General features: G+C 62.6%; 17 protein-coding genes. 4 read left to right on the plus strand and 13 right to left on the minus strand.

Annotation, left to right across the window (positions count from 1 at the left end):
* Positions 1–26: 26 nt before the first annotated feature.
* Positions 27–479: an Lrp/AsnC family transcriptional regulator gene (locus tag L6D80_RS24980; protein WP_054902752.1), complete on the minus strand. Its 453-nt coding sequence runs from the start codon at positions 477–479 to the stop codon at positions 27–29.
* A gap of 111 nt (positions 480–590) precedes the next feature.
* Here L6D80_RS24980 and L6D80_RS24985 point away from each other — a divergent pair, with 111 nt between their 5' ends.
* Both L6D80_RS24985 and L6D80_RS24990 read left to right on the plus strand, forming a co-directional pair.
* Positions 591–1,205 (plus strand): LysE family translocator, encoded by a 615-nt coding sequence (locus L6D80_RS24985; RefSeq protein ID WP_054902751.1) that lies wholly within the window; start codon positions 591–593, stop codon positions 1,203–1,205.
* A gap of 140 nt (positions 1,206–1,345) precedes the next feature.
* Positions 1,346–3,424 carry an ATP-binding protein gene (locus L6D80_RS24990; RefSeq protein ID WP_176512949.1) on the plus strand — a complete coding sequence of 693 codons (2,079 nt, stop codon included), beginning with the start codon at positions 1,346–1,348 and terminating at the stop codon, positions 3,422–3,424.
* Between the two features lie 7 nt (positions 3,425–3,431).
* On the opposite strand, the gene L6D80_RS24995 is transcribed toward L6D80_RS24990, so the two are convergent.
* From L6D80_RS24995 to L6D80_RS25040, 10 genes are all read right to left on the minus strand, one after another.
* Positions 3,432–5,615 carry a response regulator gene (locus tag L6D80_RS24995; RefSeq protein WP_176512948.1) on the minus strand — a complete coding sequence of 728 codons (2,184 nt, stop codon included), beginning with the start codon at positions 5,613–5,615 and terminating at the stop codon, positions 3,432–3,434.
* Positions 5,616–5,719: 104 nt separating this feature from the next.
* Entirely contained in the window at positions 5,720–6,283 is a 564-nt protein-coding gene (locus L6D80_RS25000) for an NUDIX hydrolase (RefSeq protein ID WP_054902749.1), read from the minus strand.
* 2 nt (positions 6,284–6,285) lie between these two features.
* Positions 6,286–7,041: a GntR family transcriptional regulator gene (locus tag L6D80_RS25005; RefSeq protein ID WP_054902748.1), complete on the minus strand. Its 756-nt coding sequence runs from the start codon at positions 7,039–7,041 to the stop codon at positions 6,286–6,288.
* Positions 7,042–7,129: 88 nt separating this feature from the next.
* A complete protein-coding gene (locus tag L6D80_RS25010; protein WP_176512947.1) occupies positions 7,130–7,519 on the minus strand; it encodes a carboxymuconolactone decarboxylase family protein in 390 nt (129 codons plus the stop codon).
* Between the two features lie 63 nt (positions 7,520–7,582).
* Positions 7,583–8,068 carry a flavin reductase family protein gene (locus L6D80_RS25015; protein WP_054902746.1) on the minus strand — a complete coding sequence of 162 codons (486 nt, stop codon included), beginning with the start codon at positions 8,066–8,068 and terminating at the stop codon, positions 7,583–7,585.
* 13 nt (positions 8,069–8,081) lie between these two features.
* On the minus strand, positions 8,082–9,563 hold the full coding sequence (locus tag L6D80_RS25020) for an aldehyde dehydrogenase (protein ID WP_176512946.1): 1,482 nt from the start codon (positions 9,561–9,563) through the stop codon (positions 8,082–8,084).
* Positions 9,560–10,393 carry an alpha/beta fold hydrolase gene (locus L6D80_RS25025; protein WP_054902744.1) on the minus strand — a complete coding sequence of 278 codons (834 nt, stop codon included), beginning with the start codon at positions 10,391–10,393 and terminating at the stop codon, positions 9,560–9,562. The genes L6D80_RS25020 and L6D80_RS25025 overlap by 4 nt, the downstream gene beginning before the upstream one ends.
* Before the next feature lie 68 nt (positions 10,394–10,461).
* Positions 10,462–11,058, minus strand: a complete 597-nt coding sequence (locus L6D80_RS25030; RefSeq protein ID WP_054902743.1) for an amino acid synthesis family protein — start codon at positions 11,056–11,058, stop codon at positions 10,462–10,464.
* A gap of 327 nt (positions 11,059–11,385) precedes the next feature.
* Positions 11,386–12,426 (minus strand): LLM class flavin-dependent oxidoreductase, encoded by a 1,041-nt coding sequence (locus tag L6D80_RS25035; RefSeq protein ID WP_176512945.1) that lies wholly within the window; start codon positions 12,424–12,426, stop codon positions 11,386–11,388.
* Between the two features lie 66 nt (positions 12,427–12,492).
* The gene (locus L6D80_RS25040; protein WP_054902741.1) at positions 12,493–12,978 is read right to left on the minus strand and encodes a flavin reductase family protein; all 486 of its coding nucleotides are present in this window, start codon (positions 12,976–12,978) and stop codon (positions 12,493–12,495) included.
* A gap of 316 nt (positions 12,979–13,294) precedes the next feature.
* On the opposite strand from L6D80_RS25040, the gene L6D80_RS25045 reads away from it, so the two are divergent.
* Entirely contained in the window at positions 13,295–14,701 is a 1,407-nt protein-coding gene (locus L6D80_RS25045) for a purine-cytosine permease family protein (protein WP_176512944.1), read from the plus strand.
* Between the two features lie 151 nt (positions 14,702–14,852).
* On the opposite strand, the gene L6D80_RS25050 is transcribed toward L6D80_RS25045, so the two are convergent.
* Positions 14,853–16,478, minus strand: coding sequence for a methyl-accepting chemotaxis protein (locus tag L6D80_RS25050; protein ID WP_054902739.1), 1,626 nt, complete (start codon positions 16,476–16,478; stop codon positions 14,853–14,855).
* Positions 16,479–16,726: 248 nt separating this feature from the next.
* Complete coding sequence (locus tag L6D80_RS25055) at positions 16,727–17,638, minus strand: AraC family transcriptional regulator (RefSeq protein WP_054902738.1); 912 nt, start codon at positions 17,636–17,638, stop codon at positions 16,727–16,729.
* 102 nt (positions 17,639–17,740) lie between these two features.
* Between L6D80_RS25055 and L6D80_RS25060 the strand changes: the two genes are divergently transcribed.
* The gene (locus L6D80_RS25060) at positions 17,741–18,301 is read left to right on the plus strand and encodes a carboxymuconolactone decarboxylase family protein (protein WP_054902737.1); all 561 of its coding nucleotides are present in this window, start codon (positions 17,741–17,743) and stop codon (positions 18,299–18,301) included.
* The last annotated feature ends 21 nt before the right edge of the window (positions 18,302–18,322 follow it).

Here is an 18,322-nt window from a genome sequence, read left to right on the forward strand (position 1 = left end):
GCATTTACAGTGCAGGGTCAGCGCCCCTACATTGGCAACAAGCGGTCCTGAATCACTTCTTTCATCACCAGGGTGGAACTCAGCCGCTTTACATTGGGGATGCTGGTCAGTTGTTCGTCATACAGCTTCTGGAACGCCGGCAAGTCCTTGGCCACCACATGCAGCAGGTAGTCTGGGTCACCAAACAACCGCTGCGCCTCGACGATCTGGGGGATGGCGCCCAATGCTGCTTCAAAATCCGCCACCGGCTGGCGGGTGACCTCACGCAGGGTGACGAACACCAGCGCCGCGAAATTCAGCCCGAGTGCGCTCGGTGCCAGGCGGGCATGGTAACCGAGGATGGCGCCGGCCTCTTCCAGCGCCCGAAGCCGTCGATGGCACGGCGACAGGCTAAGACCCACGCGGTCAGCCAGCTCTGTTACCGAAAGGCGACCATCTTTTTGCAGCTCGGCAAGAATCTTGCGGTCAGTTCTGTCCACTGAGAAGGATCTTCCACAAATTGGAGGGTAGGGGAAAATATACGAAAGAAAATCCCTCGTTGGAATCCGTACGCTTTCTTCATCCCAAAAATGGTGTGAAGGAAGACTCAAGTGGCAATCAGTGTGCTGACGGCGTTCTGGGCCGTATCGTTGCTGTTCGTGATTACCCCCGGTGCCGATTGGGCCTATGCCATCTCGGCTGGGATGCGTGGACGATGGGTAATGCCGGCGGTGGCGGGTATGTTGTCTGGCCATTTTCTGGCAACCCTCGTGGTGGCGGCCGGGGTGGGAAGCCTGGTAGTGGGGCACCCGCTGGCGCTTACCTTGTTGACGCTGGCGGGCTGTACCTACTTGCTGTGGCTGGGCGGCAACCTGTTGCTAGACCCGGGGGTGCCCCAGGCGGGGCAGGCCGGTGTTGGCGAGTCCGGTTCGCGCTGGGCATTCAAAGGCTTTTGCGTAAGCGGGCTCAACCCCAAGGTGTTCCTGCTTTTTCTGGCGTTGCTGCCGCAGTTCACCGATCCTCAGTCGAGCTGGCCGGTGCCGCTGCAGATCTTGCTGCTGGGGCTGGTGCACCTGGGCAGTTCGCTGGTGGTCTATCTGTTGGTGGGGTATGGGGCCAAGGCGGTGCTGAGCACCCGGCCCGGTGCGGCGAAAATGGTGGGGAGGGTATCGGGCATGGCGATGATTGCAGTCGCCCTGGGCTTGATCGTGAGCCAATTGGCCTGAAGCCACCCACGGCCTGAGGGACGCTGCGTACGCTGGCGGACATGCGCCGTTGATCGACTGGTGAATTCGAGTGGAACGAACCGTTGATTGCACATCTCCTATCCTCAGACGGATGGCTATGTGCCCGGGACTTCCCAGCGATGAAACCCCTTCAACAACTCGATAATCCGCCACTGCACTTCCTGCTCAATGGCGGTGCCATCGGTAGCCTGCTGCAGACCATGGACTGGCGCGATTCACCACTCGGCCCGCCAAACACCTGGTCACCACACTTGCAGACAGTGATGGCCACCCTGTTACCGGCACAGGCGCAATTCGTGCTGTTCTGGGGTGAGGCTTACGTGGCGCTTTACAACGATGCCTATGTACCCACCATTGGTAACAAGCACCCACAAGCGTTGGGGCGGCCAGGCCAGGAGCACTGGAGTGAACTGTGGGACGACCTCGAACCGCTGCTGCGTGGTGTACGCGAGACGGGCCAGACCTTCTCGGCCAAGGATCGCCCCTTCTATATAGAGCGCCGCGGGCTGGGCGAGACCGTGTACTTCGACCTGTCCTACTCCCCGGTACGCGAGGCCGATGGCACGGTCGGCGGGGTGCTGTGCCTGGTCACCGAAACCACCGAGCGCGTGCGCTTCCAGCAGCGCCAGGCGTTCTTGCTGGACCTGGGCCGGACCCTACCCGGGTTGGGCCAGGCAGATCGCATCGAGGCCTATGCCGTCAGCCGGCTGGCGCAGCAACTGGGGGCGATGCAGGTGTATTTCGCAGAAGACCTGGGGGACGGCACGGGTTTCAAGGTGACGCACGCGTGGGCAGACGGCGTGCTCTCCATGCAGGGCCAGCATTGCTACGCGACCTTTGGTGCGTCACTGCGTGAGCAACTGGTGGCGGGCCAGGTGGTCCAGCAGGTTCACGACAGCCTCTCGGTGCAGCACGCTGGCCTGCGTACCACGCTGCACGTGCCGGTGCTGCGTGCCGGCCGCCTGGAGGCAATGCTGGGCGTACACTTTCACACCCCGCGACAATGCGTCGAAGACGAATGCCAGCTCGCAGAAGAAACCGCCAAGCAAGCGTGGGCGGCCATTACCCACGCGCGCGCCGAGCACGCCCTGCACCTGCTCAACCACAGCCTGGAGGAACGTGTTGCTGCTGTATTGGCCCAGCGCGAAGCGGCGATGTTGCAATTGCACGAGGCGCACAAGCTGGAAATGATTGGGCAGTTGACCGGCGGCATTGCCCATGACCTGAACAACATGCTCACCCCAATTATCGCCTCGTTCGAGCTCATGCATCGGCACCCGCAGTCCGAGCGAGCCCCGCGCCTGATCGAAGGGGGTTTGCAGGCGGCCGAGCGGGCACGCAACCTGGTAGGGCGCCTGCTCAGTTTCGCCCGTCGGCAGACCCTCAAGCCCCAGTCCGTGTCGCTGGCGGCGCTGGTGGAAGACATGCGCGAACTGATTGCCCGCTCGCTGGGGCCGACCATCGAGGTGCAGGTGTTGGTCGACCCGGCTTTGGCGCCCGTGGTCGTCGACCCCCATCAGCTGGAGTTGGCGCTGCTCAACCTGGTCGTCAACGCCCGTGACGCCATGCTCGATGGCGGTTCATTGAGCATCAGCGCCGGGCTTGCTGGCGATGGGCCGCACCGGCCGGCCGGGCTGGTGGGCGCACAACTGGCCTGGCTACAGGTGCGCGACAACGGTTGTGGCATGGACGAAGAGCAGTTGCGCCGCTGCATCGAGCCGTTCTATTCCACCAAGGGTGTAGGCAAGGGTACCGGCCTGGGCCTGCCGATGGTGCAAGGGTTGGCGTTGCAGTCTGGCGGTGGCTTCGCTATTGGTTCGCAGCCAGGGCAGGGGACCGAAGCCACCCTGTGGCTGCCGATCAGCGACAGCGCCGCGGTGTGCGCTGACAGCGACCTGGTTGAAGCGCCGCAGGCGGACCGGGCGAGGCGGGTACTGTTGGTGGACGATGAGGAAATTGTGCGCCATGCCACGGCCTCGCAGTTGCGCGACCTGGGCTATGAGGTGATCGAGGCCGCCAGTGCAGCGGCGGCGCTGCAACGGGTGGCGCGGGGCTGGATGCCCGATGTGCTGGTGACCGATCACGTCATGGCCCAGATGACCGGAGCGCGCTTTGCCCAACAGATGCGCGAGCGCAAGCCCTACCGGCAGGCCGAGCTGGCGCAAAGTGTGGCGCGGTTGTTGACTGCCAGGCCTTGACGGCCCTTCAAGCTCCGAGCACTTTGCCGAGCAGTTGGCATACCTGTTCAGCCGAATACGGCTTGGCCAGGAACGCAAAGCCATGATGCCCCTCTTCAGCAATCGCTTCGCTGTAGCCGGAGGTCAGGATCACTGGCAGTTGTGGGCACTGGCGCTGTATTTCGCGGGCCAGCGTCAAGCCGTCCATGCCTGGCATGACGACATCGGAGAACACTGCATCGAAGTCTCCCGCGCTGTGGCTCAACTGCGCCAGGGCGTCTTGCGCCGACCTCGCCCAGCTGATGCGAAAGCCATGTTCCTCAAGAATCTGAGCGGTAAAATGACCCAGGTCGGGGTTGTCCTCCACCACCAGGATCCGCCGCTGCGCGCCGCTCACCTGGGGTGGGCCAACGGCGTTGTCGACATCGGCCTGTTCGTCAGGCGCTGCCTCTTGCGGTAAATACAGGGTAAAGGTTGTGCCCTGGCCCGCCACGCTGGTCACTTCGACGTCTCCACCGGACTGCTTGGCAAAACCGAAAACCTGGGAAAGGCCAAGCCCTGTACCTTCACCGGGTGCCTTGGTGGTAAAGAACGGGTCGAAAATGCGGTCGAGCAACTGCGCAGCGATTCCGACCCCATTGTCCAGCACGGAGATGGCCGCAAACGGCCCGGCTTGCGCTGACTGGCCGCGCAGGCCAGGCATGCCCTGGTTGGCCTGCAGTCGCAGGCGCAAAAGCCCTTCCCCGGCCATCGCATCGCGCCCGTTGAGCATCAAGTTGACCACCGCGGTTTCAAGTTGGCTGAGGTCAGCGCGAACATGGCAGGGCGCAGCGGGCAGCTCCAGTTGTATCTCGACTCTGGCACCCGTGGCTGTATCGATCATCTCGGCCATGGCTTGCAGGCGAGGCCCGACGTCGAATACCTGTGGGCTCAGGGCCTGCCTACGCGCAAACGCGAGCAGTTGGCCGGTCAGCTTCGCGCCTCTGTCGACCGTTTCGGCCATGGTCTTGAGGTATCGCTCGCGGCGGCCTTCGTCGAGGTTGGGGCGCTGTAAAAAGTGCAGCGATGAACGGATGATAGTGAGCAGGTTGTTGAAGTCGTGGGCAACGCCACCGGTCAACTGGCCGATGGCTTCAAGTTTCTGCGTCTGGCGCAATACTGCTTCGGTGTGCAAGAGCTGCGTGGTGCGTTCTTCGACACGGTGTTCCAGCGTGGCATTGAGCGCCCCCAGCGCGGCCATGGTCTCGCGCACTTTCTGGTGAGCCTCGGCGCGCTGGATATGTGCCCAGCACCGTTCGGTCACTTCGCTGATCAATGCTTGGTCGTACCCCGTCCACTGCCGCGGCACCTTGTCGTGGATGGCCATCAGCGCAGTGAGGCGACCCTCCTTGATCAGGGGCATGCAGATGGTGGCCGTGATGCCGATGGCTTGAAACGTCGCGGCCTCTTCCTGTGCAAGTTCGCTCAGGTTGTCGTTGATTACCAAGGGCAGCCCAGCGCGCAGGCGGCTGACCGCCAAACGGCCAAAGTCGGTCAGGTGGTAATGGCCAAGCAACCTTGGCGATCCCGCAGCGACATAGTCGCCACGAATGGTGAAACCGTCTTCGTCACCCTCCATCGTGGCATAGGCACAACTGGACAGCGTGAGGTGCTCGACCAGCAGGCGCGTGGTGATCGCCATGATCCGTTCCGGGTCGGTGGCATTGGCCACCGCGCGACCGAGGGTGTCGAGAAAGTGCAGGCGCTGGTTGGTAACGACGTTATGGGTGGTTTCGGTGACCGTGTCGAGCATCCCCAGCACTGCGCCGTTCTGGTCACGGATGGGGCTGTAGCAGAATGTGAAATAGGCGCGTTCCGGGCGGCCACTGCGCTCGATGGTCAACGCAAAATCTTCGATGTAAACGGCTTCTCCGGCCATCGCACGGTCGGCCAGGCAGGCAATGTCGCTCCACGCTTCCTGCCACACTTCGCCAAACGGCTTGCCCAGGGCCTGCGGTTTGTTGCCGAGAATCTGGACGAACGCGTCGTTGTGCAGGGTGATCAGGTGTTGCCCCCAGAGGATGGCCTGGGGAAAGCGCGAGGCCAGGCACAGGGCCACGGTGGTCTTGAGCACATCGGGCCAACCGTCGATCGGGCCCAGAGGCGTGGCGGCCCAGTCGTGGTTACGAATGCGTTCGGCCATCAGCCCGCCGCCGTCTAGCCATTTAGCCATGTGCTGTTCCGATCCATTTACCTAGGATCATAAGGGTGCACCGAGAATGTCGGTTTAGCGAGTGCTTTGTGGTGGTGGTATCGGCCCATATGAGGGTGAACCGCCTAGCGAATGAAATGCACCTTACCGGTATCGTCATTCCCCATGTAGATCCCGTACACCCCTGCCTGCCGCTCCAGAATGTAGCGTTCGAGAATCTGCCGGATGGCGGGGTAGTAGATCTGCTCCCAAGGAATCTGGTCAGGCTCGAAGAATGTGTAGGCCAGCGTTTCCGGCCCGTATTGCCCGGTTTCCTCGGTAGCGATGGCGCGGAAGATGATGTACACCTCGCTGATCTTCGGCACACTGAAGATCGAGTACGGTGAGACGATTTCGGCGCGCACGCCGGTCTCTTCCCACACTTCGCGCAGCGCCGCCTGTTCGGTCGTTTCACCCGCCTCCATGAACCCTGCAGGCAGGGTCCAGGTGCCGGGGCGCGGCGGGATGGCGCGCTGGCACAGCAGGTACTTGCCATCGCGCTCGATGATGCAGCCGGCGATGATCTTCGGGTTGATGTAGTGGATATAGCCGCAGGCGATGCAGTGCAGGCGTGCGTGGGTGTCGCCTGTGGGAACGCCCCGGGCCAGTTCCGTGGTGCAGTGCGGGCAATAGCGCGGGGCGGTGGGCATGGTCAGCGGCCTATGCGAGGTTCCTTGAGGGCCAGGGGCTCGACGATGTCACGAACCTTGGCGGTGTTGTCGTCCTGCTTCTGGCGCAGATAGTCCAGTGCCACCTTGGCCGCGGCGCGCACGTGATCGACCGAAGCCTGGTGAGCCACCAGCGGGTCGCCGCCCTTGATCGCTTCGACGATCTTTTCCATTTCACGGTTGCTGGCGCCGCGGCGGTTCTCCTGCGATACCGAGGTGGCGCGCAGGTAGCTGATGCGCGCCTGCAACTGGCGCAGCTGCTGGGCCGCCACCTGGTTGCCGGAGCCTTCCAGCAGCACGTCGTAGAACCCTTGCACCGAGTCCAGCACTTGTTGCAGTTCGCCATCCTCGAGCGCTTCGCGGTTGACCTCTAGCGCCCGCTCCAGGGCACGGATGTCCTTGGCCTTGGCGTTGAGGGTGAACAACTGCACGATCAGCCCTTCGAGCACGCAGCGCAGCTCATAGATGTCGCGGGCATCTTCCAGGGTGATGATGGCTACACGCGGGCCCTTGGCATCGGCAAATTCCACCAGGCCTTCAGATTCCAGGTGACGCAGCGCTTCACGCACCGAGGTGCGGCTGACCCCGAGGCGGTCGCAGAGGTCGCGCTCGACCAGGCGGTCGCCCGGGAGCAGGTGGAAGTTCATGATTGCGCCGCGCAGCTTGTCGAGCACGATTTCGCGCAGGGTAACGGGGTTGCGGTTGACCTTGAAGCTGTCGTCGAGTGGCTGGCGTTTCATCAGGTGCGCTCTTTATGAGGCTGTTGCGCCAACAGGGCGGAGCACCCCGAACCGAGGCACTCCTTGCAGTGGTTCGAACAGCCCGTTGTTAACGGGTGGACTCCGCATCGGCTTCGGCGAACGCCTCGCGGGCTAGGCGGAAACTGTCCACCGCCGCGGGTACGCCGCAATAAATGCCGACCTGGAGCAGGATCTCGCGAATCTGTTCACGGCTCAGGCCATTACGCAAGGCGCCGCGAATATGCAGCTTGAGCTCGTGGGGCCGGTTGAGCGCGGAAATCATGGCCAAGTTTATCATGCTGCGCTCTTTGAGCGACAAGCCATCGCGGCCCCAGACATGGCCCCAGCAGTACTCGGTGACCAGTTCCTGCAATGGCTTGGTGAACTCGTCGGCGTTCTGGATCGAGCGGTTGACGTAATCCTCGCCCAGCACCTGGGTGCGGACCTTCAGACCTTTCTCGTACTTTTCGTTGTTCATGTGCCCTACTCCGGAAGAAACATGTGGAACGGGGGCTGCAAAGCAGCCCCGGCGGTCTCAAGGTCAGCCCAGGGGCGGCAGGGCGCCGAGCTTGCCTTTGTGGTAAACCATCGGCGTCACCGGCTCGGCCGGCAGCACCAGGTTCTTCACCGCACCGACGATGATCGCGTGGTCACCGCCGTCGTACTCGCGCCACAGTTCGCACTCGATGATCGCCGTGGCCCTGGCCAGCAACGGGTTGCCCAGCTCGCTCAGGTGCCAGTCGATGCCTTTGGCCTTGTCTTTGCCCTTGCCGGCGAAGGCATAGGCCTCGGCCGTTTGGTCAGCTGACAGCAGATGGATCGCAAACTGCTTGCTGTTACGCAGGATTGGGTAGGTGTCGGAGGCGTAGTTGGGGCAGAACAGCACCAGCGCCGGGTCGATCGACAGCGCGCTGAACGCGCTGGCGGTGATGCCGACGATGGCACCGTCGGCATCCAGGGTGGTGACCACCGTGACACCGGAGGGGAAGGAGCCCATCACGTCTTTGTAGATGCCTGGTTCGATCATCTCGTGCTACCTCCTAGCGCATCACAAACGGGTCGGGCATGGGCGCGGTGGAAAGGTTGATCCACACGGTCTTCAGCTCGGTATAGGCCAGCACCGAATCGATGCCGCTCTCACGGCCGTAGCCGCTGTTCTTGAACCCCCCGATCGGTGCCATGGCCGACACGGCGCGGTAGGTGTTGACCCAGATGATCCCCGAGCGCACGTCGCGGGCCAGGCGATGGGCACGGCCCAGGTCACGGGTCCAGATGCCGGCGGCCAGGCCGAATTGCGAGTCGTTGGCGATCGCCAGGGCTTCTTCCTCGGTCTTGAAGCGGATGACCGCGGCAACAGGGCCGAAGACTTCTTCCTGCATGATGGTCATCGAGTTGCTGTCGCACTCGAACAAGGTCGGCTCGTAGAACCAGCCTTCGCCTTCAACCTCGGCACGTTTGCCGCCCATGTGCAGCTTGGCACCTTCGGCCTTGGCAGCTGCGACCAGGCTTTCGACCACGGCCAACTGCTGGGCGGTGGCCATCGGGCCCATTTCGCTGGCCTCGTCCTGCGGGTTGCCGATGCGGATGCGTCTGGCGCGCTCGACCAGGCGGGCGACGAACGCGTCGAAGATCTCGTCCTGAACCAACAGGCGGGAACCTGCCACGCAGCTTTGCCCGGACGCGGCGTAGATGCCGGCCACGGCGCCGTTGATGGCACTGTCCAGGTCGGCATCGGCGAAGATGATGTTCGGCGACTTGCCGCCCAGCTCCAGCGACAACTTGGCGAAGTTCTCGGCACTGCTGCGCACCACATGGCGGGCGGTAGCGGCGCCCCCGGTGAAGGCGATCTTGCGCACCAGGGGGTGGCGGGTCAGCGCCGCGCCGGTGCTTGGCCCGTAACCGGTGACCACGTTGACCACGCCCGGTGGGAAGCCAGCCTCCAGGGCCAGACGGGCCAACTCCAGGATGGTGGCCGAGGCATGCTCGGATGGCTTGAGCACGATGGTGTTGCCAGCTGCCAGGGCCGGGGCCAGCTTGATTGCGGTCAGGTACAGCGGGCTGTTCCAGGGGATGATGCCCGCCACCACGCCGATTGGCTCGTGCACGGTGTAGGCGAACAGGTCTGGCTTGTCCAGCGGCAACGTGCCGCCTTCGAGTTTGTCGGCCAGGCCGGCGGTGTAATGGAAGAACTCCGGCAGGTAGCCGACCTGGCCGCGGGTTTCGCGGATCAGCTTGCCGTTGTCACGGCTTTCGAGCTGGGCAAGGTGCTCCTTGTGCTCGGCGATCAGGTCGCCAAGACGGCGCAACAGCTTGCCGCGCGCGGTGGCAGTGATGCTGCGCCAGGCTTTGCTGTCGAACGCCCGCTGGGCGGCCTGCACGGCCAGCTCGACATCGGCTTCATCAGCGTCTGGCAGTCGCGCCCAGGCCTGGGCGGTGGCCGGGTTGAGGCTGTCGAAGGTCTTGCCGCTCTGGGCATCGCGCCATTGGCCGTCGATGCACATCTGGAAACGAACGAGGGTCATGCAACAATCCCCTTGGCGGATTCGGTGAGGGTGCGGGCTTGGCTGAGGAAGTCCAGGAGCATCCTGTTGACTTCCCGCGGGGCTTCCACAGGCATCATATGCCGTTGCTCGGGGAGCACCACGCTGTGCGCGCCGGGAATGAGGGCGGCGAGTTGCCGGGTCATCGCCGGGGTGGAGCCTGAGTCGAGTTCGCCGGTGGCGATCAGCGTCGGCACCTCAATGGTGCTCAGGTCATCGGCGCGATACATGTCCTGGGTGGCGAACAGCGAATACGTGGTGTGATAACCCTGCGGGTCGTTGCTCGCCAGCACCTGGCGGATGGCGGCGACCTGCGCGGGGTTGGCAGCCTTGTATTCGCGGCTGAACCAGCGGTCCAGGGCCGCATCGACGTTGGCGTCGGGGCCCAGCTGTGCAGCCTGAGCGGCGCGGGCGATCACGCCGGCACTCTGCTCGGGGGTGCGGTTGAACACGCTGTTGAGTACCACCAGTGCAGACAACCGCTGCGGGTAGCTCAGGGCGAAGGCCCGTGCCACCAGGCCGCCCATCGAAAAACCGATCACGCAGGCCTGGGCTACTTGCAGGTGGTCGAGTAGCTCTTGCAGTTGCGCGGCGTAGCCTTCCAGGCCGATGTCGGCGGCAGGCAGCGCGCTCTGGCCGTGGCCGAGCATGTCGTAGGCGATGACGCGGTAGTCGTTGGCCAGGCCCACGAACTGCCCGCCCCACATTTCCTTGTTCAGGCCCACACCGTGGATCAGCACCACGGGTTGGCCCTGGCCTTGGACCAGGTAACTGGTCCCGGCCGGTGTCCGTTCAGCGACAGGCTGAATCATGGAGGGCGCTCCTTGAAGGTCGGGCGCGGCGGGTAAGCACGCCACGCCCCGGCCCGTCTTGGTTGTTGTTATTGAGCGTTGGCTTTTTCGGCGGCCAGTTCTTCCAGGTCGATGTAGCGATTGCCGATGCGCGGGTGCAGGCGACCACCGTCGGCAGCGCCGAGGACCACGACGATTTCGTCGGCACGCGGAGCATCCTCGATCTGCATTTCCAGGGTGATGTAGTGCGAGCGCAGGCCTTCGTCGTCTTTCTGCATCATCGGGATCTGGATCGAAGTGCCTGGGCCGCCGCGCTTGTTGGTGAAGCTCAGGTAGCTCTTGGCCTGTACCGCTTCTCGGTAGTGGTTGCCGAAGCGCAGGGTGTGGATCACGGCCGAGGCGTGCTCGATCTCGCCGTCGGCGCCGACCACAGCGGCCTTGCCGTAGGCTTCGATCTTGTCGGCACCGCCGATGGCGGCGGTCAGGCGCTCGACCATCAGTGCGCCGAGGTCGGAGCAGTTGGCGCGGATTTCCGGCTTCAAGTCGTCAACGAAACCGCGACCGGCCCATGGGTTTTTGATTACCACGGCCAGGCCGACCATGGTCACGGGTGTGTCGGTGGCTTTGCCGCCTTCGATGCGGGTCTCTTCGCAGTAGGTGACGATCTTGCGGATTTCGAAACTCATGGGGGGCTCCTGGTGAGGGTTATCAGGTCTTGTTGTCTGATGGTATACCATAATATTTGTTGTGCAAGAGGGGGCGAAAAAAATCTCTTGCTGGGGGACGAAAGGTGCGGTGATGCCTTGATTCTTGCGGTATCTGTACCGGCCTCTTCGCGGGGCGAGCCCGCTCCCACAGGTATCTCACTGCTCCCAGGTTCCTCTGTGGGAGCGGGCTCGCCCCGCGAAGAGGCCGGGACTGCCTGTCCATTTCTCAAAAAAATGCCCGCTCGCGAGGGCCATGACGGCCCCCGGGAGCGGGCTGATTCCGCAACTACTTCAGGCAATGGGAATTCAGGCGAACGCCGGCACCACTTCGTTGATGAACAGCTCGAGCGACTTCTTCTTCTCGGCGTGGGGCAGGCTGTTGTCGCACCAGAAGCTGAACTCGTCGACGCCCAGTTCCTGGTAGTACTTGATGCGCGCGATGATTTCTTCCGGGGTGCCGATCATGGTGTTCTTACGGATGTTCTCCAGCTGGAACGCTGGCACTTCGGCGAACTTGGACTCCGGGCTTGGCTCCAAGAAGCCGTTGACCGGCACGGTCTTGTTGCCAAACCAGGCATCGAAGGTGCGATAGAAGCGCGAGATGGCCTGGGCGCCGACTTTCCAGCCTTCAGGCTCCGACGGGCTGTGCACGTGGGTGTGGCGCAGCACCATCAGTTGCGGGCGCGGCACATCCGGGTTGTTGTCCAGCGCGGCCTGGAACTTGTTCTTCAAGTCCAGCACTTCTTCGTCGCCCTTCATCAGCGGGGTGACCATGACGTTGCAGCCGTTGGCCACGGCGAAGTTGTGCGAGTCCGGGTCGCGGGCGGCGATCCACATCGGCGGCGTGGCGTTGAACGGCTTCGGCACGCTGGTGGAGGTGGGGAACTTGTACACCTCGCCTTCATGGGCGTAGTCGCCTTCCCACAGTTTGCGCACCACCGGGACCATTTCACGCAGGGCCTTGCCACCGTCGGTAGCCGGCATGCCGTTGGCCATGCGGTCGAACTCGAACTGGTAGGCGCCACGGGCCAGGCCCACTTCCATGCGGCCGTTGCTGATGACATCGAGCAAGGCGCATTCGCCGGCCACGCGAATAGGGTTCCAGAACGGCGCGATGAGGGTGCCAGCACCCAGGCGGATCTTCTCGGTGCGTGCGGCAAGGTAAGCCAGCAGTGGCATCGGGCTGGGCGAGATGGTGTATTCCATGGCGTGGTGCTCGCCGATCCACACGGTGCTGAAACCGCCGTCCTCGGCCATCAGGGTCAGTTCGGTCAGGTCTTCGAACAGCTGGCGGTGGCTGACCTGTTCATCCCAACGTTCCATATGTACGAACAACGAAAATTTCATGGGGCTTTCCTCGAAGCGTGAAAGGCTCGCCTGGCGCGCCAGGCGTCAGTGATAACGGTAGGCGTCTCAGACGAAGGCGGGCAGGCTGGCCATCTTGCCGCGGCAGTACACCATCGGCCGTGGGGCTTGCTCGGGGACGATCAGGTTGTGCACCTTGCCCACCATGATGGCGTGGTCGCCCCCTTCATACTCGCGCCACAGCTCGCATTCAATCACTGCGATGGCACCGGCCAGCACGGGGTTGCCCAGCGCGCTCAAGGTCCACTCGATACCGGCGGCTTTGTCCTTGCCTTTTTTGGCGAAGGCGTAGGCTTCGGCCTGCTGGTCGCCGGAGAGCAGGTGAATGGCAAAGCGCTTGTTCTTGATCAGCACCGGGTAGGAGTCGGCACTGTAGTTGGGGCAGAACAGCACCAGCGGTGGGTCCATCGACAAGGACGAGAAGGCGCTGGCGGTGAGGCCGACGATCGAGCCGTCGTCGTCCAGAGTGGTGATGACGGTGACGCCGGAGGGAAAGGAGCCCAAGACGTTCTTGTAGACGGTTGCGTCGATCATGGCGTGTACCTCGAAAGGGGTAGCGGTGGACCGCTTTTTATCGTTGATGTGTCTGATGGTATACCGTAATACTCGATTTGCAAGCGGAATTTTCCCTCGCTGTAAAATCACGATGAATGGCGCAAAGCCGCATGAACAGGGGGTTTGAAGGAATGGCAGCGCGTTCGCCGCCGTGGCTGAACCGGATCAGTTACCGTTTTAGAAACCGAAGCAGTGTTGTCAAAATCTTGGAATACCATAATATGGTCCTCAGCTGAGAGGCCGCCTAGACGCGGTTTCCTTACAACGATAAAAACGACCTTTCGAGCTGAAAACCATGTCCCAACCGTCATCGCAACACACGTTTGTCGAGAACCACACGGTCGATTACGTTCCGCCTGCCGAGCGCCATGGGAAGGCGCGCGATCTCTTTACCCTCTGGTTCAGCACCAACATCGCGCCGCTGCCCATCGTCACTGGCGCCATGGTGGTCCAGGTGTTCCACCTGAACCTGTTGTGGGGCCTGGTCGCCATCGCGCTGGGCCATCTTCTCGGGGGTGTGGTCATCGCCTTGGCCTCTGCGCAGGGACCGCAGCTGGGCATTCCGCAGATGGTGCAGAGCCGTGGTCAGTTTGGCCGTTATGGGGCCTTGCTGATCGTGTTCTTCACGGCGCTGATCTACGTCGGCTTCTTCATCTCCAACATCGTGCTGGCGGGCAAATCGATCCACGGCATCGCCCCTGGCGTGCCGATGCCCACGGCTATCGTCATCGGCGCCCTGAGCGCGACGGCCATCGGCGTAATCGGCTATCGCTTCATCCACGGCCTGAACCGTATCGGTACCTGGGTGATGGGCTCGGCACTGCTGGCCGGCTTCATCATGATGTTTACCCAGGACCTGCCCGCCGATTTCTTCAGCCGTGGCGCGTTCAACCTGTCGGGGTTCATTGCCACAGTGTCGCTGGGCACCATCTGGCAGATCAGCTTTTCGCCTTATACGTCCGACTATTCGCGTTACCTGCCGCGTGAAGTCGGCATTGCCAAGCCGTTCTGGGCCACATACTTCGGCGCTACCCTGGGCACCATCCTGTGCTTCAGCTTTGGTGCCGTGGCAGTGCTGTGCGTGCCGGAAGGTACCGACGCCATGGACGCAGTGAAGCAGGCTACCGGCTGGCTGGGCCCGATTCTTATGGTGCTGTTCCTGTTCAACATCATCAGCCACAACGCCCTCAACCTGTATGGGGCAGTGCTGTCGATCGTTACCGCCATCCAAACCTTCTTTGCCAAATGGACGCCGAGCATCAAGGTACGGGTAACCCTGGCCTCGGTGATTCTGGTGGGTTGCGCGATGGTTGCGCTTAACGCCTCGGCGGACTTCATTGGCCACTTCATCGGCCTGATCCTGGCGCTGCTGCTGGTGCTTGTGCCGTGGGCGTCGATCAACCTGATCGACTTCTACCTGATCAAGAAGGGCCAGTACGACATCGCTTCGATCTTCAGTGCCGACGGCGGCATCTATGGTCGGTTCAATCACCACGCGATCATTGCTTATGCTTGCGGCATCGTGGTGCAGCTGCCGTTTGCCAATACGGCGCTGTATGTGGGGCCGTATTCGAACATTGTCGAAGGGGCGGACTTGTCCTGGCTGTTCGGGTTGCTGGTGACAGTGCCGCTGTATTACTGCCTGGCGACGCGCGGCAAGGCTGCCGAGCAGGCGGGGCGGGTTGTGAGTGTCAACGACTGAGAGATTGAGGTTGCTGTAACAGGGGCTGCGTTGCAGCCCATCGCCGGCAAGCCAGCTCCCACACTGGTGGCGTACCCTTCAAGGGCAATATAGAACCTGTGGGAGCTGGCTTGCCGGCGATGGGCCGCACCGCGGCCCCGGCTATATCCGATCAAACCTTGAACTGCGCCACCATGCCATTGAGGTCCACCGCCAACCGCGACAAGTCCTGTGCCGCCGCGCTGGTCTGGTTGGCCCCCGCCGACGTCTGCATCGCCAGATCACGAATGTTCACCAAATTGCGATCCACTTCGCGCGCCACCTGCGCCTGTTCCTCCGAAGCGCTGGCAATCACCAGGTTGCGCTGGTTGATCGAAGCAATCGCCTCGGCGATGACCTCCAGTGCCTGCCCGGCACCTTGGGCCACTTCCAGCGTGCCGCTGGCTCGCCCTTGGCTGTTGTGCATGGCGGACACCGCACGCTCGGTACCGTTCTGGATGCCAGCGATCATCTGCTCGATCTCTGCCGTGGACTGCTGGGTGCGGTGGGCGAGGGCGCGCACCTCGTCGGCCACCACGGCAAAGCCACGGCCTGCCTCGCCAGCACGAGCGGCCTCGATGGCGGCGTTCAGTGCCAGCAGGTTGGTCTGCCCGGCAATTGCGCCGATCACATCGAGCACCCGGCTGATTTCATTGGCGTTGCTGGCCAGCAGTTCGATCTCGGCGGAAGTGCCGGTGACGTCATCGACCAGGTGCTGGATCGAGGCCAACGCCTGATTGACCTGCTCGCGGCCATCGCGGGTAGTGCGGTCGGCGCCTTGGGAAGCATCGGCGGTGCTGACCGCATTGTTCGCCACCTCTTCGACGGCCGCGGTCATCTGGTTGACGGCCGTTGCGGCCTGGTCGATCTCTGCGCTTTGCTGGTGCAGGCCGCGGCTGGTGTCTTCAGTCACGCTGTGCAGCTCCTCCGAGGCAGAAGCCAGTTGATCGGACGAAGCTGCAATTTTGCGGATGGTGTCGCGCAGGCTTTCCTGCATGCGGCTCAAGGCGCGCAGGAGCTGGGCCGGCTCATCGTGGCCGGTTACCTGGATGGTATGGGTCAGGTCGCCAGTCGCCACGCGCTCGGCCACGGCCACGGCATCGCCCAGCGGCAGGACAATGCTGCGGGTGAGCAGGGTGGCAATGGCGGCCATCGCGACGACGATCACCAGCAGTGAGCCAATGATGGCGCTCAACGCTTCGTCGGCGGCGTGGCTGCTGCGCTGCGAGGCCTGCTCGGCACCTTTGCCGTTGTAGGCGATCAGTGCGCTCATGGCCTTCATCATGGCGTCGGAGGACTGCGTGATTTCGCCGCTGACCAGATGCTTGGCCTCATCCATCTGGCGAGCGGTCACGGCCTGAAGCAGACGTCGCTGAACGTCCAGGTACTGTTGGTGGGCGCCATTGAAGGCGTTGAACAGCGTGTGATCATCGGTCTCGACGATCGTGTCTTCGTAGTCCTTCAGGCCTTTGGCGAGTTGTTCGTTGATGCCTTTGAGCATCTCGAGGTTACGGGCGCGTTCCTCGGCACTGTCGTCCAGCACGGTGCGCAGGGTGACGGCGCGGGAGCGACCGAGGTTGGTGCTGACTTCGTTCAGTGCCACCACGGCAGGCAACCAGGTGACCCGGATCTCGTCCGTGGCCCTGTCCATTTGCCGGGTTTCATAGAGTGCAAGCAGGCCCATGATCAGGACCAGGATGCCCAACAGGGCGAATGCGCTGGCAGCGCGAATGCCGATCTTCATATTCCGTAACTGCATGGAATGCTCCTTGACGTTGGCGTGCAGGCGTCAAGAGCATGGACGGAAAGCCGGCTCACCCGGGGTGGTGCCAGTCTCTCGATGCGCTGCGGATTTAAATGTTTGCCTCACCCTCTTGAATATTTTTTGTTTTCAATGATGCCACAATGCCATCATTATTGACCAGTCATTCAATGTCATGACAAGTGCTGACATATCCTTCATTTATTGACTGATATGTCAGGTTCGCTGCCCATTCACTGCCTACCTCACCGCCCTTCATGCTGCCTGCGATAGGCCCCTGGCTGCACCCCGATGGCCTTGGCAAAGGCCCGGGTAAACGCTGCCACCGACTGATATCCCACCTGCGCCCCCACCTGTTCCACGGTATTGCCCGCCCGCAGCAGCTGGCACGCGTGGCGCATTCGCAAGGCCAGCAGTACCTGCCCTGGTGACTGCCCGGCCAGTTCATTGAAGCGTTTGAAGAATGCCGACCGCGACAACCCCGTGCAGGCTGCCATGCTTTCCAGGGTCCAGGCATTGCCAGGCTGGTCGATCAATTGTTCGAGCAGCCCAGCGAACGCGGGGTGCCGGGCGAGGGCGACCAAGCCGCCAAGAGGCTGCCCGGCATGCACCTGCTGGCGCAGGACATACAGGAACAACAGGTGGGTCAGGCGTTCCAGCAGGGTTTGCGATGGCGCGGGCGCGCGTTGGCATTCCTCCAGGATCAGCCCGAACAGTGCTCGTGCGGCATGCCCGGCCGGCTCGTGGGCGCGCAACAGAATCCAGTCGGCCAGCCCGTCGACAATCAGCGACGACAACCCCGGGCGCAAGTGAAAGAACCCGCACACCAGGCCCACCCCATCGCTGGCACTGGCATCGAGTACTTGCATGGTCTGGCGTGGCTGTGCGCAGGCGCTGACTGGGTCCTTGTCGCCAGACAGCCGGTAAGCCAGGTCGCGCAGCAGAAACACGGCATCACCGGCCTCAAGGCGCACGGGCTCGGCCTGGCCATCGATGTGCAGCCAGCAATGCCCCTGCACCACCAAGTGAAAGCTGGCCCGGCCCAAACCGTGGGTGCTGGCGTGCCAGCCACCGCAATAGCGGCCTACATGGAACAGGCTGGCATCGAGTTCGAGGCCTTCTAATAACCAATCGACAAGAGGGGTGGACGAAATCATCTAATGCAAAGACTCAGGAGCAAGGAAAGGCGACTGACGAATATGGAGGGTAATTCTTATAACCAACAGACTGTATGGACACCCATCAAAGGAGTCCACTCCATGTCCTCGCGCATTACTCTACACACTCTGCAGAGCGCCCCGGAAGCGGCCCGTCCGTTCCTCGAGAACGCCCAGAAGAATTCCGGTTTCATCCCCAACCTGTTGGGCGTGCTGGCAAACGCCCCCGCGGCCCTGGAAACCTACGTCACCGTCTCTGCCCTCAATGGCAAGTCTGAGCTGACCTTGGCCGAACGCGAAGTGGTGCAATTGATCGCCGCCACCCACCATGGTTGCGACTTCTGCGTGGCGGGTCACACCGCCGTGGCGTTGAACAAGGCCAAGCTGCCGCAGAACGTAGTCGATGCCTTGCGCGCCCGTGGCGAACTGCCGGACGCCCGCTATGAAACCCTGGCTGAATTTGCCCGTGAAGTCATCGCCACCCGCGGCAATGTCAGCGACGCCACTTATCAGGCGTTTCGCGATGCAGGCTTCACCGAAGGCAACGCCCTGGAAGTGATTCTTGGCGTGAGCCTCGCAACCCTGTGCAACTTTGCTAATGTGTTCGCCCAGACGCCGCTCAACGACGAGCTGAGCAAGTACCGCTGGCAGCCCTCTGCATAAACCGCGCGTGGCGCCACGGCG

This window comes from Pseudomonas ceruminis (assembly GCF_021602025.1).
GTDB classification, from domain to species: domain Bacteria; phylum Pseudomonadota; class Gammaproteobacteria; order Pseudomonadales; family Pseudomonadaceae; genus Aquipseudomonas; species Aquipseudomonas ceruminis.

Bases quoted from the DNA above. Each gene is read 5' to 3' on its own strand.
- L6D80_RS24990 (WP_176512949.1), top strand. From the start codon at position 1,346: ATGAAACCCCTTCAACAACTCGATAATCCGCCACTGCACTTCCTGCTC.
- L6D80_RS24995 (WP_176512948.1), bottom strand. From the start codon at position 5,615: ATGGCTAAATGGCTAGACGGCGGCGGGCTGATGGCCGAACGCATTCGT.
- L6D80_RS25000 (WP_054902749.1), bottom strand. From the start codon at position 6,283: ATGCCCACCGCCCCGCGCTATTGCCCGCACTGCACCACGGAACTGGCC.
- L6D80_RS25005 (WP_054902748.1), bottom strand. From the start codon at position 7,041: ATGAAACGCCAGCCACTCGACGACAGCTTCAAGGTCAACCGCAACCCC.
- L6D80_RS25010 (WP_176512947.1), bottom strand. From the start codon at position 7,519: ATGAACAACGAAAAGTACGAGAAAGGTCTGAAGGTCCGCACCCAGGTG.
- L6D80_RS25015 (WP_054902746.1), bottom strand. From the start codon at position 8,068: ATGATCGAACCAGGCATCTACAAAGACGTGATGGGCTCCTTCCCCTCC.
- L6D80_RS25020 (WP_176512946.1), bottom strand. From the start codon at position 9,563: ATGACCCTCGTTCGTTTCCAGATGTGCATCGACGGCCAATGGCGCGAT.
- L6D80_RS25025 (WP_054902744.1), bottom strand. From the start codon at position 10,393: ATGATTCAGCCTGTCGCTGAACGGACACCGGCCGGGACCAGTTACCTG.
- L6D80_RS25030 (WP_054902743.1), bottom strand. From the start codon at position 11,058: ATGAGTTTCGAAATCCGCAAGATCGTCACCTACTGCGAAGAGACCCGC.
- L6D80_RS25035 (WP_176512945.1), bottom strand. From the start codon at position 12,426: ATGAAATTTTCGTTGTTCGTACATATGGAACGTTGGGATGAACAGGTC.
- L6D80_RS25040 (WP_054902741.1), bottom strand. From the start codon at position 12,978: ATGATCGACGCAACCGTCTACAAGAACGTCTTGGGCTCCTTTCCCTCC.
- L6D80_RS25045 (WP_176512944.1), top strand. From the start codon at position 13,295: ATGTCCCAACCGTCATCGCAACACACGTTTGTCGAGAACCACACGGTC.
- L6D80_RS25050 (WP_054902739.1), bottom strand. From the start codon at position 16,478: ATGCAGTTACGGAATATGAAGATCGGCATTCGCGCTGCCAGCGCATTC.
- L6D80_RS25055 (WP_054902738.1), bottom strand. From the start codon at position 17,638: ATGATTTCGTCCACCCCTCTTGTCGATTGGTTATTAGAAGGCCTCGAA.
- L6D80_RS25060 (WP_054902737.1), top strand. From the start codon at position 17,741: ATGTCCTCGCGCATTACTCTACACACTCTGCAGAGCGCCCCGGAAGCG.